The organism is Nocardia sp. AB354 (assembly GCF_049538315.1).
GTDB lineage: Bacteria > Actinomycetota > Actinomycetes > Mycobacteriales > Mycobacteriaceae > Nocardia > Nocardia nova.
The window spans coordinates 59604-76631 of sequence record NZ_JBMVFU010000029.1 but is presented as its reverse complement, the minus strand read 5'-3'; the positions used below and the strand labels follow the sequence as shown (position 1 = coordinate 76631).

14 protein-coding genes are annotated in these 17028 nt (G+C 68.8%); 9 read left to right on the top strand and 5 right to left on the bottom strand.

Features of this window, described 5'->3' with window-relative positions; genetic code table 11:
- The first annotated feature begins 11 nt into the window (after positions 1–11).
- Both ACPCUW_RS30555 and ACPCUW_RS30550 read left to right on the top strand, forming a co-directional pair.
- Positions 12–2189, top strand: coding sequence for a S9 family peptidase (locus ACPCUW_RS30555; RefSeq protein ID WP_423428666.1), 2178 nt, complete (start codon positions 12–14; stop codon positions 2187–2189).
- Between the two features lie 105 nt (positions 2190–2294).
- On the top strand, positions 2295–3014 hold the full coding sequence (locus ACPCUW_RS30550; protein ID WP_030517410.1) for a DUF2334 domain-containing protein: 720 nt from the start codon (positions 2295–2297) through the stop codon (positions 3012–3014).
- Positions 3015–3026: 12 nt separating this feature from the next.
- On the opposite strand, the gene ACPCUW_RS30545 is transcribed toward ACPCUW_RS30550, so the two are convergent.
- Entirely contained in the window at positions 3027–4472 is a 1446-nt protein-coding gene (locus tag ACPCUW_RS30545; protein WP_082856651.1) for a glutamate decarboxylase, read from the bottom strand.
- Between the two features lie 162 nt (positions 4473–4634).
- Between ACPCUW_RS30545 and ACPCUW_RS30540 the strand changes: the two genes are divergently transcribed.
- Positions 4635–6005, top strand: a complete 1371-nt coding sequence (locus ACPCUW_RS30540; RefSeq protein ID WP_423428665.1) for a dipeptidase — start codon at positions 4635–4637, stop codon at positions 6003–6005.
- Positions 6006–6051: 46 nt separating this feature from the next.
- Here ACPCUW_RS30540 and ACPCUW_RS30535 read toward each other — a convergent pair whose 3' ends face one another.
- Entirely contained in the window at positions 6052–6696 is a 645-nt protein-coding gene (locus tag ACPCUW_RS30535) for an MBL fold metallo-hydrolase (RefSeq protein ID WP_063009931.1), read from the bottom strand.
- A 192-nt stretch (positions 6697–6888) separates the two neighbouring features.
- On the opposite strand from ACPCUW_RS30535, the gene purS reads away from it, so the two are divergent.
- Positions 6889–7125 (top strand): phosphoribosylformylglycinamidine synthase subunit PurS, encoded by a 237-nt coding sequence (gene purS, locus ACPCUW_RS30530; protein WP_030517414.1) that lies wholly within the window; start codon positions 6889–6891, stop codon positions 7123–7125.
- Positions 7122–7808, top strand: coding sequence for a phosphoribosylformylglycinamidine synthase subunit PurQ (purQ, locus tag ACPCUW_RS30525; protein WP_062961978.1), 687 nt, complete (start codon positions 7122–7124; stop codon positions 7806–7808). Before purS ends, purQ begins: the two co-directional genes overlap by 4 nt.
- Before the next feature lie 33 nt (positions 7809–7841).
- Here the strand turns inward: purQ and ACPCUW_RS30520 are convergent, their stop codons facing one another.
- Entirely contained in the window at positions 7842–9086 is a 1245-nt protein-coding gene (locus ACPCUW_RS30520; RefSeq protein ID WP_423428663.1) for a Glu/Leu/Phe/Val dehydrogenase dimerization domain-containing protein, read from the bottom strand.
- 243 nt (positions 9087–9329) lie between these two features.
- Between ACPCUW_RS30520 and ACPCUW_RS30515 the strand changes: the two genes are divergently transcribed.
- Positions 9330–10328 carry a LysR family transcriptional regulator gene (locus tag ACPCUW_RS30515; protein ID WP_063009929.1) on the top strand — a complete coding sequence of 333 codons (999 nt, stop codon included), beginning with the start codon at positions 9330–9332 and terminating at the stop codon, positions 10326–10328.
- A gap of 27 nt (positions 10329–10355) precedes the next feature.
- Here the strand turns inward: ACPCUW_RS30515 and ACPCUW_RS30510 are convergent, their stop codons facing one another.
- Positions 10356–11423: a substrate-binding domain-containing protein gene (locus ACPCUW_RS30510; RefSeq protein ID WP_423428662.1), complete on the bottom strand. Its 1068-nt coding sequence runs from the start codon at positions 11421–11423 to the stop codon at positions 10356–10358.
- Between the two features lie 45 nt (positions 11424–11468).
- On the opposite strand from ACPCUW_RS30510, the gene ACPCUW_RS30505 reads away from it, so the two are divergent.
- Together ACPCUW_RS30505 and ACPCUW_RS30500 are read left to right on the top strand one after the other, a co-directional pair.
- Positions 11469–11903, top strand: coding sequence for a MarR family winged helix-turn-helix transcriptional regulator (locus tag ACPCUW_RS30505; protein WP_030517419.1), 435 nt, complete (start codon positions 11469–11471; stop codon positions 11901–11903).
- Between the two features lie 69 nt (positions 11904–11972).
- Positions 11973–13277, top strand: a complete 1305-nt coding sequence (locus tag ACPCUW_RS30500; protein WP_423428659.1) for a M18 family aminopeptidase — start codon at positions 11973–11975, stop codon at positions 13275–13277.
- Here the strand turns inward: ACPCUW_RS30500 and ACPCUW_RS30495 are convergent.
- Complete coding sequence (locus ACPCUW_RS30495; protein WP_305779458.1) at positions 13232–14542, bottom strand: glycosyltransferase 87 family protein; 1311 nt, start codon at positions 14540–14542, stop codon at positions 13232–13234. The genes ACPCUW_RS30500 and ACPCUW_RS30495 overlap by 46 nt on opposite strands.
- Positions 14543–14702: 160 nt before the next feature.
- Here ACPCUW_RS30495 and purL point away from each other — a divergent pair, with 160 nt between their 5' ends.
- Positions 14703–16997, top strand: coding sequence for a phosphoribosylformylglycinamidine synthase subunit PurL (gene purL / locus ACPCUW_RS30490; protein ID WP_423428657.1), 2295 nt, complete (start codon positions 14703–14705; stop codon positions 16995–16997).
- Positions 16998–17028 lie beyond the last annotated feature (31 nt).

Here is a 17028-nt window from a genome sequence, read left to right as displayed (position 1 = left end):
CGGTGGTCACCATGGCTCTCGACAGTGGTACCGGAACCATCCAGAACGCCGGCGACGCCGCGGTGGCGGTGACCCCGCCGGTGGCCAAACAGGTCCCGGCCGAACGCGTCCATCACGGTGACACCTTCGTCGATCCCTACGAATGGCTGCGGGACAAGGACGATCCCGAGGTCATCGCCCATCTCGAGGCCGAGAACGCCTATACCGACGCCCAGACCGCGCACTTGGCCCCGCTGCGCGCGCGCATCTTCGACGAGATCAAATCGCGCACCCAGGAGACCGATATGTCGGTCCCGGCGCGGCTGGGCGAGTACTGGTACTACTCGCGCAGTTTCGAAGGCAAGCAGTACGGCGTGCACTGCCGCTGCCCGATCACCGACGTCGACGACTGGACCCCGCCGCAACTCGACGTCGATATCGAGATTCCCGGTGAGGAGATTCTGCTCGACAGCAACGTGCTGGCCGAGGGGCACGATTTCTTCGCCCTCGGCGCCTATTCGATCAGTCACGACGGCACGCTGCTGGCGTACTCCACCGATACCGTCGGTGACGAGCGATATGTGCTGCGGTTCAAGGATTTACGCAGCGGCGAGCTGCTCGGCGACGAAATTCCGGGCACCGCGCCGGGGGCGACCTGGTCACTGGACGGAACCCACGTGTTCTATCAGACCGTCGACGAATCGTGGCGGCCCGACACCGTATGGCGCCACCGCCTCGGCACCGCGCAGTCCGACGACGTCAAGGTGTTCCACGAGCCCGACGAGCGCTACTGGGTCAGCATCGGCGCCACCCGCTCCGAGAAGTACCTGATGATCTGGGTCGGGTCGAAGATCACCACCGAGGGCTGGATCCTCGAATCCGACGATCCCGAGGGCGAATTCCGGGTGCTGCTGCCGCGCCGCGAGGGTGTGGAGTATTCGGCCGAACACGCGGTGATCGGCGGGCAGGACCGGCTGCTGATCCTGCACAACGACGTGGTCGACGGTGTGAAGGCCGAGAATTTCGTGCTCACCGAGGCGCCGGTGGACGATCCGGCCGCGATGACCATGCTGATCGGTCATCGCGACGATGTGCGGCTCGAGGACGTCGACTGCTTCCGCGACCATCTCGTCCTCTCGTATCGGCGCGAGGCCCTGCCGCGAGTCGCGGTGTGGCCGTTGACTTCCGACGGCTACGGCGAGCTGCGCGAATTGGAATTCGGCCTGGAACTGTTCTCCGCCGGCGTGGGCTCCAATCCGGAGTGGGCGCAGCCGACGCTGCGGCTGGGCGTGACCTCGTTCATCACCCCGATGCAGGTCTTCGACTACGTGCCCGCCACCGGGGAACTGATGCTGCGCAAACAGCAGCAGGTGCTCGGCGGCTATGACCCGGACGACTATGTGCAGCACCGGGATTGGGCGACCGCGGCCGACGGCACCCGGATTCCGATCTCGGTGGTGCGCCGCCGCGACAGCGAGGGTGCGGACCCGAAGCCGTTGCTGCTCTACGGGTACGGCTCCTACGAGGCCAGTATCGATCCGGGTTTCTCGGTGTCGCGGCTGTCGCTGCTCGACCGCGGCATGGTGTTCGCGGTCGCCCATGTGCGCGGCGGTGGCGAGATGGGGCGGCTGTGGTACGAGAACGGCAAGACGCTCACCAAGAAGAACACCTTCACCGACTTCGTCTCCTGCGCACGGCATCTCGTCGATACCGGCGTCACCACGCCGCAGGTGTTGGTGGCCGACGGTGGCAGTGCGGGCGGGCTGCTCATGGGTGCGGTGGCCAATCTGGCGCCCGACCTGTTCGCGGGCATCCTCGCCAATGTGCCGTTCGTGGATCCGCTCACCTCGATTCTGGACCCGTCGCTGCCGCTGACGGTCATCGAATGGGACGAGTGGGGTAATCCGCTGGAGGATCCGGAGGTCTACGCCTATATGAAGTCCTATTCGCCGTACGAGAACGTGGCGGCCGTGGACTATCCGGCGATCCTGGCGATCACCAGCCTCAACGACACCCGCGTGCTCTACGTCGAGCCCGCGAAGTGGGTCGCCGCGCTGCGGGCCACGAAGACCGGTGATTCCCAGCTCCTGCTGAAGACCGAGATGAGCGCCGGGCACGGTGGCGTCAGCGGCCGCTACGAGAAGTGGAAGGAAGTCGCCTTCGAATACGCCTGGGTGCTCGATCGGGTCGGGCTCGGCGAGGTCGGCTGACGGTTGCCGGTTGCCGGATCGTGCGGCCGGGTGTCACTCCGGGAATTCGTCGGGGCGTCACTTCGGCTGCACGGGGCCGACACCTGCCGCGCGCACAGTGGAGGCATGAGCGGCAACGACCGGGGGTTCGGGCAGCTGATCGTCTCGGTGTCGGGTATTCGCGACACCACACTGGAACAGGCGCGCGCCTTCGCCGCGGAGATGGACGGCCGCGGGGTACGGCTGTCGCTGCTGGTGGCGCCGCGGTTGAAGGGGAAATACCGGCTCACCGAGGATCCGCGCACCCAGCAGTGGCTGCGGGACCGGCGCGGCGCGGGTGACGCGATCGTGCTGCACGGCTACGACCAGGCCGCGACCAAACGCCGCCGCGCAGAATTCGCCGCGCTGCCCAAGCACGAGGCGCGCCTGCGCCTCACCGCCGCCGACCGGGTGATGGAGCAGATCGGCCTGCGCACCCGGCTGTTCGCCGCCCCGCGCTGGACGGCCTCCGAGGGCGCCGTCGCCGCCCTGCCCGAGGTCGGCTTCCGCCTGGCGCTGGGATTGACCGCCATCCACGACCTGGAACGGGACACGGCACAGCGCTGCTGGGTGCACGGCGTCGGTGAGGGTTTCCGGGCCGAACCGTGGTGGTGCCACGCACTGATCATGAGCGCGGCCCGCATCGCGCGACGCGGGGGAACGCTGCGACTGGCCGTCTCGGCGGCGCAACTGTCCCGGCCCGGTCCCCATCAGGCCATGCTCGACGCGGTCGATCTGGCGCTGTTCCACGAGGCGGTTCCGGACGTCTACCGGTGGGAACCGTACGCCATGCCGCACGCGGCATGAGCGCGCTCGACATCAGCGAATCTGCGCCGGGTCCTCTCCGGCCGCGCGCAGCATGTCCCGCACCTCGGTGACGATCGTCCGGTCCGATACCGCGGCCGTGGCGTCGTGGGTGAAGCCGCCCGCCTCCTTGCGAGTCAGCGAGGTGGACAGCGGATGCTTCTTCAGCTGATCGACGCAGCGGTCGATATCGGCCAGCAGCAGATCGGCCATATCGTGGGTGAAGCCGTGCCGGACGACCGCCCGCATGATCGTCTCGTCCTGCCGGTCGGCCGGTAGCGGATAGGCGGCTATCAGCCAGCCGCGCGAGCGCAGGCGTTCGGACAGGTCGTACAGATTGAAGCCGGGATCTTCGCGCAGCCGCCACGACACCGCACTGATTCCCCGCGTGGGCGTGCCGTCGTGGATCATCTCGAACAATCCGGTCTCGGTGAGGCCGTGGGCCAGATGTTCGGCGACCCGGTAGATGGCCGATTGCAGCCGGGTATAGCCGGTGCGGCCGAGCCGGATGAAGTCGTAGTACTGGGTGATGGCCTGGCCGCCGGGGCGGGAGAAATTCAGGTTGAAGGTGGCCATACTGCCGCCGAGGTAGTCGACGTTGAACACCAGCTCGTCCGGGAGGTCGGCGGCCGTGCGCCAGAGCGCCCAGCCGGCGCCCAGCGGAGCCAGGCCGGTTTTGTGCCCGGAGGCGTTGATCGACTTCACCCGCTCGAGCCGGAAGTCCCAGACCAGGTCCGGCGCCGTGAACGGGGCGAGGAATCCGCCGCTGGCGGCGTCGACGTGCAGGGGGATGTCCAGGCCGGTGCCGGCCTGCAGGTCGTCGAGGGCCGCGCTCATCGCGGCGACGTCCTCGAACAGTCCGGTGAAGGTCTGACCCATCGTCGCGACGACCATGATCGTATTCGAATCGCAGTGTGCGGCAATGTCGTCCGGCTCGAGCGTATAGCGGTCCCCCCGCAGCGGCACCTGCCGGATCTCGACGTCGAAATAGCGCGCGAACTTCTCCCAGCACACCTGCACCGGACCGCAGACGAAATTGGGGACGCCCTGCCCGCCGTTCTTGCGCCAGCGCGTCTTCGCGGCCAGCCCGCCGAGCATCGCCGCCTCACTGGACCCGATGGTGGAGGTGCCGCGCGTCGAGCCGGGATCGGGACAGTGCCACAGGTCCGCGACCATGCGCACGCACCGGCGCTCGAGCTCGGCGGTCTGCGGATACTCGTCCTTGTCGACGATGTTCTTCGCCAGGCTCTGCGCCATCAGCCGGCGAGCGTGATCGTCGATCCAGGTGGTGCAGAAGGTGGCCAGATTCATCCGCGACACACCGTCGAGCATCAGCTCGTCGTGCACGATCTGATAGGCCTCCGGGGCCGGCATCTCGCGATGTGGAAAGTGGGTCTTGGGTGCGCCGCGATCCAGATCGGGCATCGCGAACAGGTCGTCGGATTCCGATGATGCAGACATCTCGTCCTCTCCGGTGGTCGGATCGCGGTCGAGCTCTCCTTCATCATGCCCGCTGCGGTGGCGGGTCGGCCATGAACCGCAGGGAGAAATCGGGCGAATTCCGTCCCGCGCCGCGCCCGACGCCGATGCGGCCGGTCCCGGAAAGAGGGTTAGGTTGGGTGAATGACCGACGATTCTCGGACGGCGGCCCTGCGCGAACAGGTGCGGGCGCTGATGCCGCAGGCGAAAGCCGATCTGGCCCAGTTGGTTTCGTATCGGTCCGTGGCCGATGCGCGGCAGTTTCCGCCGGAAGAATGTCATCGGGCGGCGCGATGGGTCGCCGACGCCTTCGCCGACCTCGGTCTCACCGACGTCGGCCTGTACGAGACGCCCGACGGCAGCGAGGCGGTCGTGGCCCGGTACCCGGCTCCGGCCGGAGCCCCCACGGTGCTGCTGTACAGCCATTACGACGTGCAGCCGCCGGTGGACGAGGCGGCCTGGGAGACTCCGGTGTGGGAGCTCACCGAACGCGACGGCCGGTGGTACGGGCGCGGCGCGGCCGACTGCAAGGGCAATATCGTCGTCCACCTGACCGCTCTGCGGGCACTGCGGAAGACTCTGGGAGACAAGGGTTATCCGGTCGGCATCACGCTGGTCTGCGAGGGCTCGGAGGAACAGGGCACCGGCGGTCTGGAGGAGTTCGTTCCGCAGCACGCGGACCTGCTGCGCGCCGACGCGCTGCTGATCGGTGACTGCGGCAACTTCGCGGCGGGCCTGCCGACCTTCACCCAGACCCTGCGCGGAAACGTGAATGTGCTCGTCACGGTCGAAACCCTGTCCGGCCCATTGCATTCCGGCATGTTCGGCGGGGCGGCCCCGGATGCCGTCGCCGCGCTGATCCGGCTGCTCGCGACGCTGCGGGACGAACACGGGAACACGACGGTCGCCGGGTTGCCGGCCGATCAGGTCTGGGACGGCGCGCAATATCCGGTCGAGCAGTTCCGGGTCGATGCCGGCATCCTCGACGGCGTGCAGGTGCTGGGCAGCGGCACCATCTCGGACATGCTCTGGGCTCGGCCGGCGTTGACCGTGCTGGGCATCGATGTCCCGCCGGTGGTGGGGTCGGCGGCGGCCGTCCAGCCCAGCGCGCGGGCCCGGTTGAATCTGCGGATCCCGCCCGGGGTCGATCCGGCTCCGGCCCTGAAAGCCCTTACCGCACATATCGAATCGCATACGCCGTGGGGTGCGCGCGTCCGGGTCGAGACGGAGGGCACCGGGGCGCCGTTCCGATCCGGCACCGGCGGCCCGGCGCGGTTGGCGATGGAGGACGCCTTCGCCGCCGCGTACGGACGCACCGCCACCATGCAGGGACAGGGCGGCTCGATTCCGCTGTGCAACGTCTTCGCCGAGACCTATCCCGACGCCGAGATCATGCTGCTCGGCGTCGAGGAGCCGAAATGCCTGATCCACGCCCCGAACGAAAGTGTCGACCCCAGCGAGATCGAGCACGTGGCGCTGGCGGAGGCGTTGTTCCTGTCCTCGTATTCGCGGTGAGGGGCGCGCTCCTCGGTGGGGGGCGTGGCTGCGCGGTGCGCGCCCGCTAGAAGGTCTTGTTGTCCTCCGGCTCGATGAGCGCGAATTCGGTATCGGCCGGGCGCATTTCGGACAGGCGGCCGAAGTAGATGCCCTGCGCCTCCGGCGCGATGATGCCGTAGTGGATCGGGACGGCGGTGCGCGGCGCCACGGCGCGCAGATAGTCCACCGCTTCGCTGATCTTCATCCACGGCGCGACCGCGGGCACCGCCAGCACCCCGACCGATACCGGCGGCACCCACAGCGAATCGCCCGGGTGGACGAACTGCGCCGGATCGTCGGCGCTGCCGAGCTGGAAGACGGTGTTGTCGACGACCGGCAGCTCCGGATGGATCACCGCGTGCTTGCCGCCGCCACCGGTGATCTGCAGATCGCCGATGGTGACGATATTGCCCGCGTGCACGGCCTGCCACGGTTCACCGCGCTGCTGTGCGGTCTGCGGATCGCTGAGCAGGCGGGCGCTCGGATTCGCGTCGACCAGGGCCTCGATCCGGTTCGGATCGATGTGGTCGGGGTGCTGATGGGTGATCGCGATCGCGTCGAGTCCCGTGATGCCTTCGAATCCGTGCGAGAACGTGCCCGGATCGAACAGGATCTTCGCGCCGTTCAATTCGACGAGGACGCAGGAATGACCGAAGTGGGCGATGCGCATGAGTTCACGCTATCGCCTCCGGCCGCAGCGGGGACCCGGACGCGGCAGCCTGCGTAACCACGGAGGGGCCACGCGGAGGCCGGCCGACAGGCGCTGTGACGTCTCTCGCAGGTGCCGCGGCCCGGCGGGGCGCCCGCGAGCAGCCCCGATTAAGCTGTTGTGGTAATCCCCCACCAGCTTGAGGAGCAACGCGTGGCACGAGTTGTGGTCGAGGTGATGCCGAAGGCCGAGATCCTGGATCCGCAGGGTCAGGCCATCGCCGGCGCGCTCGGACGCCTGGGTTTCCCGGGTGTGTCGGATGTGCGGCAGGGCAAGCGGTTCGAACTCGACATCGACGACAGCGTCAGCGATGCGGAGCTCGAAAAGATCGCCGAGGCCCTGCTCGCCAACACGGTGATCGAGGACTGGAAAGTGGTGCGGCTGCCGTGACCAGCTCTGCGCGAATCGGTGTCATCACCTTCCCCGGCACGCTCGACGACGTCGACGCGGCGCGCGCGGTCCGGTTGGCCGGCGCCGAAGCGGTGAGCCTGTGGCACGCCGACGCGGACCTCAAGGGTGTCGACGCGGTGGTGGTGCCGGGTGGATTCTCCTACGGCGACTATCTGCGCGCCGGTGCCATCGCCCGGTTCGCGCCCGTGATGGGCAAGGTCGTCGAGGCCGCCGGTAAGGGTATGCCGGTGCTGGGCATCTGCAACGGCTTCCAGGTGCTGTGCGAGGCCGGACTGCTGCCGGGTGCGCTGACTCGCAACGAGGGCCTGCACTTCGTCTGCCGCGATCAGTGGCTGCGGGTGGAGTCCACCGCGACCGCGTGGTCCTCGCGCTACGAAGCGGGTGCGCAGATCCTGGTCCCGGTGAAGAACGCCGAGGGCCGCTACCAGGCCTCACAGGCCGTGCTCGACGAACTCGAGGGTGAGGGCCGGGTGGTCTTCCGCTACGTGGGCGGCAATCCCAACGGTTCGCAGCGCGATATCGCCGGCATCGCCTCCCCGAACGGCCGCGTCGTCGGTCTCATGCCGCACCCCGAACACGCCACCGAACCGCTGACCGGGCCGAGTGACGACGGGCTGGGGATCTTCCTGTCGGTACTCGACAGCCTCGTCACCACCGCCTGATCGGCCGTCATCACGGCCTGATCGGCCTGTCGCTCAGGGGATCACGACCGCGGCGATGATCGGCGCCGGGGCGTCGGCCCAGCGTCGGCCGGTGTCACGCGGTGTGATGCCGTGGTCGGTCCAGGCGGACAGCAACCGCGCGACCTTGGTGTGCATGGTGGTACGCAGGCGATCGAAGGAGTTGTCCGGCACGTCGTCGACCTCCCCGAGCAGCAGCCACCACGCCCAGGCGACCGCACCGGCATTGGCGACGAAGTCCGGCAGCACCGGAACACCGCGGGCGGCGAGCATGGCCTCCGCCTCCGGTGTGGTGGCGGCGTTGGCCGCCTCGACGACGACGCGGGCGCGCACGTCGAAGGAATTGTCCGGCGTGATCGCGTACGAAATGGCCGCCGGTACCAGGATGTCGACATCGGCGGACAGCACCGCGGTGCGCGGCAGCTGCTCGACATCCGCCGGCAACCGGGAGCGGTCGATCTCGCCGTAGTCGTCGCGCAATTCCAGCAAAGCCGGGATATCGAGTCCGCCCGCCCGGTACAGGGCGCCGGCGGCATCGGCCACCATGGTCACGCGCATGCCCGCCTCGTGCAGGTAGTAGGCCGCCGCGCCGCCCATGGTGCCGACTCCCTGAATCGCGACCGTGGTCTCGGCCGGCATCCGGCCCCACGAGACGGCCGTGGCGAGGCACGCGTGCGCGACGCCGTAACCGCCGATCACATCGCCCAGCAGGAAACCGCCCTCGACCGCCGCGTTCAGTCCGTCGCGGACCCGTTCCAGGGTGGCGGCCGGATCCGCGGCGCGGCGGATCGCGGCGTGATAACTCTGCCCCAGGCCCAGCTTCTCGAAGATCTCGTCGATCAGATGCTGCGGGACCCCCAGGTCCTCCGCGGTCACCCAGTGCGCGTCGATCCACGGGCGCATGGCCTCGCAGAATCGCTCCAGCACCTCGATGGCACGCGGATCCTTCGGATCGAAGTCGATGCCGCCCTTCGCGCCGCCGATCGGCAGGTCGAAGGTCGCGGTCTTGGCGGCCATTCCGCGCGCCAGATCCTCCACCTCGCTCAGCGTGCAGCCGGCCCGCATGCGGGTGCCGCCGGTGGCCAGGCCGCCGCGCAGCGTGTGGACGACGAGATAGCCGACGGCGCCGGTATCCGAATCGGTCCACTGCAGCCGCATATACGGCTCGGGGCGGCGGATCGCGGGGGTGACCGGAACGGTCGCGGGCACCGGCGGGACGGTCGGTGCGGTGTCTTCGGCCGGGTTGTGGATCGTCGTCACGGCGAACTCTCCTTCGCGTTCGGATGGCCGACCACCATCCGCGGGGGAACGACGAGTCGCACGACGATCGGCGTCCGGACCTCGTCGTCCCGGCTGGTGATTCGCTGTCACCAGCCTGCGTCCTACCCGGTCACACGTCTATTTACGGTTCGTTCACGGCCGTGTTCAGTGTTTCTGCACAGCGGTCCGCACAGCGTTGCCGGCCGCGCGTACGGTTTCCGCGCAGCGCTTACGCTCGATGCCATGGACCTGTCGCTGCCTCGCCTGCGCATGCTGCGCGAGCTGCATCGGCGCGGCACGATCACCGCGGCCGCGGGTGCGCTGCACTACACCGCCTCGGCGGTGTCGCAACAGCTGGCTCAGTTGGAGCGCGACGTGGGGCTGCGGCTGTTCGAGCGGCGCGGGCGCCGGCTGCAACTCACCGATCGCGGAGTTCTGCTCGCCGAGCACGCCGAGGAGATCCTCGCCTCGGTGGAGCGGGCCACACAGGCGCTCGAGGAGTCCGGTGAGTCGGTGTCGGCGACACTCACCGCCGGAGTGTGGGCCTCGGTCGCCTCGGGGCTGCTGCCCGACGCGCTCACCGCGCTCGCCCGCGCCCATCCGGGCATTCTGGTGCGGACCAGGGAACTCGCACCGGAGGCGACGGCTGCCGCGGTTCGCGACGGGACCCTCGACCTGTCGTTCGTCCTCGACTACTCGAATTACCCGATGACCTGGGACCGCGGTCTGGAACGTGCCGTGATCGCGGTCGAGCGGCTCTACGCGGCGGTGCCGGCCGGAGCGGTGCCGGCGCCGACGGTGACGCTGGCCGATCTGACGGAACATCCGTGGATCCTCGCGCCCGCTCGCTCCCATTTCGGTCACGCGGTCCGGCTGGCCTTCCAGTCCGGCGGGGTCGAACCACGCATCGACCACGAAGTGGAGGAGCAGTCGACCGCGATGGCGCTGGTCGCGGCCGGACTGGGTGTCACGCTGGTCTCGGATCTGGGGCTGGCGCTGCGGCCGCCGGGCGTGGATATCGTCGGGCTCGGCGAGGGGCTCACCCGGACCGTCTCGCTGGCTTATCGCACCAATACGGCACGCCGGGCGGCGCTGCTGTTCGTCGTGAATGCGGTCCGGGCCGCCGCCGTCGACAAGGGGCTCGGTCCGGAGCGACCGTTGCTCGCCGCGCCGGGCCCGGAAACCGTTGCGCCACCGAATGATTCGGCCGAAGTCACGCACAAGGGGCTCGGGCTGGACTGAGCCGCGCGAGGTGCCGGTACCGCGGCGTCAGTACAAGGTGTCCAGTATCCGCAAGTCCACGCCCTCTGCCCGGGCGATCAGGCTGGGCGGGCGGACCACGTGATTGTCGCGGTACATCCGCCCTCCCGACGGCGTCTCCAGCACCACGCCGTCCTCGAGCGCGGCCCGCATCCGCGGCACCTCGAGGGAGCCGACCGCATGGGCCATCGCCCGCAGCGTATGCAGCGCCTCGTAGGCGGTGTTGCCGAAATAGGTGAGCTTCGGCGCGAAGCGGCCGTGCATGCGGTGATACCGCGCCTGCCGGTCGGGATCGGCGTTCACATCGGGGAACAGACTGGACGCGACATAGAGATCGGTGTTGGCGCCGGGGCCGGCGGCGAGCAGGAGTTGTTCGTCGACGACCGGGCTGACCCGCAGTTGCCTCCCGGCCCGGCCCATCGCGGTGAACTGCTGGTTGAACCGGACCGCGTCCATCCCGACCAGCAACATCACGATGCCGTCGACCCGGTCCAGGCACGGATCGGTGAGGATCGAGCCGAAGTCCCGGGTCCCCAGCGGCACATAGCGCTCGTAGTGGACGGCGTCGCGGTACGCGGCACGGACGTCGCGGCCGGTGGCCACCGGCCAGATGTAGTCGTTGCCGATGATCGCCCAGCGGCGGGTGCCGAATTCCCGGGACAACCACCGCATGGCCGGCAAGATGTGGCCACTGGGCGCCTCGCCGATCATCACCACCTCGGCCGGTTCGTTCGGCAGCTCCTCGTAGACGTTGGCGAACAGGTACGGAACCCGCCCGCCCGTGACCCGGGCAACGGCCTGGCGGACCGCCGAGATGTGCCAGCCGGTGATGGCGTCGACCATTCCGGTGGCCAGCAGCGCCGAGACCTCGTCGGCCACCTCGGCCGGACTGCGGCCGCCGTCGATGGTCGTCACCCGTACCTGCCGGCCCAGAATTCCTGTGCCGCTGTTGATTTCTTTCGCAGCCAAGGAAATCGCCGCTTCACAGGACGGCGCGACAATTCCGACGGGGCCCTGCAGGGGGACGATATTCAGGACCTCGACCACTTCGTCCGGGCTCTCGCCGAAGGAGAACATTCGGTACCCTTCTTCGTATCCGAGCGAAATGATGGGGCGGAAAATATGTCGACCATTGTAAGTGGCGTCGCCACGCTGCACGGGGCGCTGCGAGCTGCGGAACGCGGTTGGCTCCGCCACCTCGACGCGGCACTGTGTGCCAGGCAGCTGACCGCCGACCAGTGGGCCATGCTGTCGAATCTGTCCGACCGCTCCGGCATCACCATGAGCGAGCTGGCGGTTCGTGCCCAGCTACCGCCCTCGTCGGCCACCCGCCACGCCGACGCCCTGGCCGAACGCGGCCTGATCTTTCGAATTGCGGCCGAGGACGACCGCCGCCGCATTCTCATCGGTTTGACCCATCGCGGCAAGGATCTCGTGGATTCGGTGCGCGAGCAGGAGTCGCTCGCCGAAGAGGAATTGCGTAAACGAATCGGCGCGCGAAATCACGCGGAATTGCTGCGGCTGCTCGAGTTGATGGTCGAGACTCAGTCGGATTGATCCGGTTCGGAACGCGGCCGCCGACTCGGCGATAATCCGGCAATTCCGGCAGCCGATAGGATCGCCGGTATGTCGGTCTCCACCCACGCGACGGCCTCCGGGCTGTGCGCCTTCGTCGATGCCTCGCCGTCCCCGTTTCACGTATGCCGCACGGTGGCAGCCGAATTGACGGCCCACGGATTCACCGAACTGCCCGAGGCCCGGCCGTGGGCCGAGGCGGCGGAGACGAACGGGGGCGTGGGCCGCTACTTCGTGATCCGCGGCGGATCGCTGGTCGCCTGGGCCGCGACGACCACCGATCCGGCGGGTGCGTTCCGGGTGGTCGGCGCGCACACCGACAGCCCGAATCTGCGTGTCAAACAGCATCCCGATCTGGCCGTCGCGGGCTGGCAGTTGATCGGCCTGGAACCCTACGGCGGCGCCTGGCTCAATTCCTGGCTGGACCGTGATCTCGGCATCTCCGGCCGGCTCACCGTGCGCGAGGGCGACGCACTGGGCCAGCGGCTGGTCCGCATCGACGATCCGCTGGTCCGGGTGCCGCAACTGGCCATCCACCTGTCCGAGGATCGGCGCGGGGTGACGCTGGATCCGCAACGCCACGTCAACGGCATCTGGGGATTGGGGGAGCGGCCGCGCTCGTTCATCGCCTACGTCGCCGAGCAGGCCGGCGTCCGCGCCGACGACGTGCTCGGGTGGGAACTGATGACCCACGACCTGGAACCGAGCCGGGTGGTCGGTCGCGACCAGGATCTGGTGAGTGCGCCGCGGCTGGACAACCAGGCCACCTGCTATGCCGGATTGCAGGCGTTCCTGACCGCCGCGGACCGGGACGGCGGCATCACCCCGGTGCTGGCGATGTTCGATCACGAGGAGGTCGGCAGCCAATCCGACCGCGGCGCCCAATCGGATCTGCTGCCCGCGATCCTGGAGCGAATCGTGCTCGCCCGCGGCGGTGGCCGGGCGGATTACCTTGCGGCACTGGCCGGTTCGATCTGTGCCTCCGGTGATATGGCCCACGCCACCCACCCCAACTATCCGGAGCGGCACGAGCCCTCGCATCGCATCGAGGTCGGCGGCGGCCCGGTGCTGAAGGTGAATCAGAATCTGCGCTACGCCACCGATGCGGTCGGTGCCGGAGCCTTCGCCTTGGCGTGTTCGCGGGCCGGGGTGCCACTGCAGCGGTACGTGCATCGCGCGGATCTGCCGTGCGGTTCCACCATCGGCCCGATGACCGCGGCGCGCACCGGCATGCCGACCGTCGACGTGGGCGCACCACAGCTGGCGATGCATTCGGCGCGCGAACTGATGGGCGCCGCGGACGTGGCCTCCTATTCGGCGGCGCTCGCGGCGTTCCTCACACCGCTCGGGCGGTAGGCGATCGCCGCGATCACCAGAGCGGCGAAGGTCACCAGCACATAGCTGCTGCCGATGATCTGCTGCCACCACGCCCAGCGGAGTTCGCGGTCGGCGTTGTGTGGCAGCACCCACTGCGGCCCGACCATGAACAGCACGGTGATCGCGGCGGTGATCCCGATCCACATCCGCCGCCGCCGAGCCGCGCGTCCCGGCGTATCCGGGGCGTCCGCGGCCGGCATCCGGGCGATCAGGTCGCCCGCGACCAGCAGGGCGGGGGCGACCCACACCCAGTGGTGCGACCACGAGACCGGCGAGACCAGCAGGACCGCCGCCGAGTTCACCAGCAGCGCCGACACCTGGTGACCGGCGTCGAGCAGCCGTTTCATCCACAGAGCGGCGAGTCCGATCGCGATGAGCGACAGCCCGATCCAGATAGCCGTCGCGGCGCCGTCGGAGACGCCCAGGCGGAACGCGAACCCCTTGAGCGACTGGTTGCCCGCGTACTGCGGCGGCCCGATGCGACCGGTATCGATCAGCGTGTGGAACCAGTATTCGGTGGAATCGTGCGGGAACAGCAGGTATGCCAGCGCGATCGCGCCGATCGCCGAGCCGATGAGGGTGAGGCACGCGCGCCAGTCCCGGCGCAGCAGGAAGTAGAGCAGGTAGCCGGCCGGAATCAGCTTCACCGCCACGGTGATTCCGATCAGCATGCCGCGCGGCCAGAACGGCTTGCGGACCAGTGCGTCCAGCGCGACGGCCGCCATCAGGATCAGATTGATCTGGCCGAAGTTGTAGGTCTGGCGCACCGGCTCGGACAGGCCGAGCACGGCCAGCGCCCCGATCAGCAGGATCACCCGGGTGGACCGGTCCATCTCCGGCCGGATCCGGACCAGCACCAGCCACAACGTGACCGCGAGACTCGCCATCGAGGTGAGCAGCACCAACCATTGGGCGACGGCGAGCGGCATCAGCGCGAGCGGCGCGAAGAACAGTGCGGCCAGCGGCGGATAGGTGAACGGCAGCCCGATGCCGTAGACCTTGGGCATCGGCCCGTACAGGTCGCCGCCGTCGAGCCACGTGCGGGCGCCGTTGCGGTAGACCTGGAGATCGATGTAGCCGGTCCAGATGTGGGCGGCCCAGGAGACGATCGCCGAGACGACGAACAGGGCGATCGCGATCAGGAGTAGCCGTCGCTGCCGAGTCGTCAGCCCCCCGGTGGACCGCGCGGACGATGTGGTCGCGGGCAGTTCGTCCGGATCTGCGACCCTGGATCGATCGTTCACCGGCTCAGCGTACCGGTGAACAGGTGCTGCCTGGTCGGGCTGGGTTTGCCCTCCATTAGACTGGCCTGGATTCCCCATCCGCGTGCATTCCGTCTCTCACTCCAGCGTCGGAGCTCGTAGCTGCACGTTTGCCCGGCCGAAAGGACCTAGGTAGCCCACCGTGACTGTCCACGTCGACACCGTCAGCGCCGCCGCAGCCACCCCGGATACCCCGCAGCCGTACAAGGAGCTGGGTCTCAAGGACGACGAATACGCGCGCATCCGCGACATTCTGGGCCGCCGCCCCACCGATGCCGAGCTGGCGATGTACTCGGTGATGTGGAGCGAACACTGCTCCTACAAATCCTCGAAGGTGCACCTGCGCTACTTCGGCCAGACCACCACCGACGAGATGCGCGCATCCATGCTGGCCGGTATCGGCGAGAACGCGGGCGTGGTGGACATCGGTGACGGCTGGGCGGTCACCTTCAAGGTGGAAAGCCACAACCATCCCTCCTACGTCGAGCCGTACCAGGGCGCGGCCACCGGCGTCGGCGGCATCGTGCGCGACATCATGGCGATGGGCGCGCGGCCGATCGCGGTGATGGACCAGTTGCGCTTCGGTGCGGCCGACCATCCCGACACCCGGCGAGTGGTCGACGGCGTGGTGCGCGGTGTCGGCGGCTACGGCAACTCCCTCGGCCTGCCCAACGTCGGCGGCGAAACCGTCTTCGACGCCTCCTATCAGGGCAATCCGCTGGTGAACGCGCTGTGCGCGGGTGTGATGCGGGTAGAGGACCTGCACCTGGCCTTCGCCTCCGGAACCGGCAACAAGATCGTGCTGTTCGGCGCGCGGACCGGGCTGGACGGTATCGGCGGCGTGTCGGTGCTGGCCTCGGACACCTTCTCGGGTGACGAATCCGGTTCCGGCCGTAAGAAACTGCCCAGCGTGCAGGTGGGCGACCCGTTCGCCGAGAAGGTGCTCATCGAGTGCTGTCTCGAGCTGTACCACGCCGGACTGGTGGTCGGCATCCAGGACCTCGGCGGTGCCGGACTGTCCTGTGCGACATCGGAATTGGCGGCGGCCGGCGACGGCGGAATGCGTATCGACCTGGACAAGGTGCCGCTGCGCGCGGCGAATATGACACCGGCGGAAGTGCTTTCGAGCGAATCGCAGGAACGCATGTGCGCGGTGGTGACGCCCGACAACGTCGAGGCGTTCATGGCCGTCTGCCACAAGTGGGACGTGCTCGCCACCGTGATCGGCGAGGTCACCGACGGCGACCGCCTGGTGGTGAAGTGGCACGGCGAAACCGTGGTGGACGTGCCGCCGCGCACCGTCGCGCACGAAGGCCCCGTCTACGAGCGGCCCGTGCGGCGTCCCGAGGAGCAGGACGCGCTGGTCGCCGACACCACGGCCGGACTGGCCCGGCCGAAATCCGGCGACGAGCTGCGGGCCACGCTGCTGAAGATGATCTCCAGCCCGCAGTTGTGCAGCCGCAAGTGGATCGTCGAGCAGTACGACCGCTACGTGCGCGGCAACACGGTGCTGGCCGAACATGCCGACGCGGGCGTGATCCGCATCGACGAGGAGTCCGGCCGCGGCATTGCCCTGGCCACCGACGCCTCGGGCCGCTACACCAAACTCGACCCCTACACCGGCGCGCAGCTGGCGCTGGCCGAGGCCTACCGCAACGTCGCCAGCACCGGCGCGACGCCCAAGGCCGTCACCAACTGCCTCAACTTCGGTTCCCCCGAGGATCCGGGCGTGATGTGGCAGTTCCAGCAGGCCGTGCGCGGCCTCGCGGACGGCTGTGTGGCCCTGGGCATTCCGGTCACCGGCGGCAACGTCAGCTTCTACAACCAGACCGGGCAGACCGCGATCCTGCCGACCCCGGTGGTCGGCGTGCTCGGCGTCATCGACGATGTGCACCGGCGCATCCCGACCGGATTCGGTACCGAGCCCGGAGAGACGCTGATCCTGCTCGGCGAGACCCGTGACGAATTCGACGGATCCATCTGGTCGCAGGTCGAGCACGATCACCTGGGCGGTGTGCCGCCGCGGGTGGACTTCGCCCGCGAGCAGTTGCTCGCCGAGGTGCTGACCGCCGGCTCGCGCGACGGAATGATCAGCGCCGCACACGATCTCAGCGAGGGCGGCCTGGCCCAGGCGGTGGTCGAAGCAGCGCTGGCCGGTGAAACCGGTGTGCGCATCCTGCTGCCCGAGGGGGACGATCCGTTCGTCACGCTGTTCTCGGAATCGGCCGGACGCGTCCTGGTCGCGGTCCCGCGGTCGGAGGAGACGCGTTTCACCAAGATGTGCACCGCGCGCGAACTGCCGTGGGTGCGCATCGGCGTGGTGGATCAGGGCTCGGACTCGGTCGAGGTGCAGGGCCAGTTCTCGATCACGATGGACGAACTGCGCACCGCCCACGAGGGCACGCTGCCCGCGCTGTTCGGCGCCTCCGCGGAGTGAGCCGAGGCGGACCGCGGCCCCACCCGGAGCG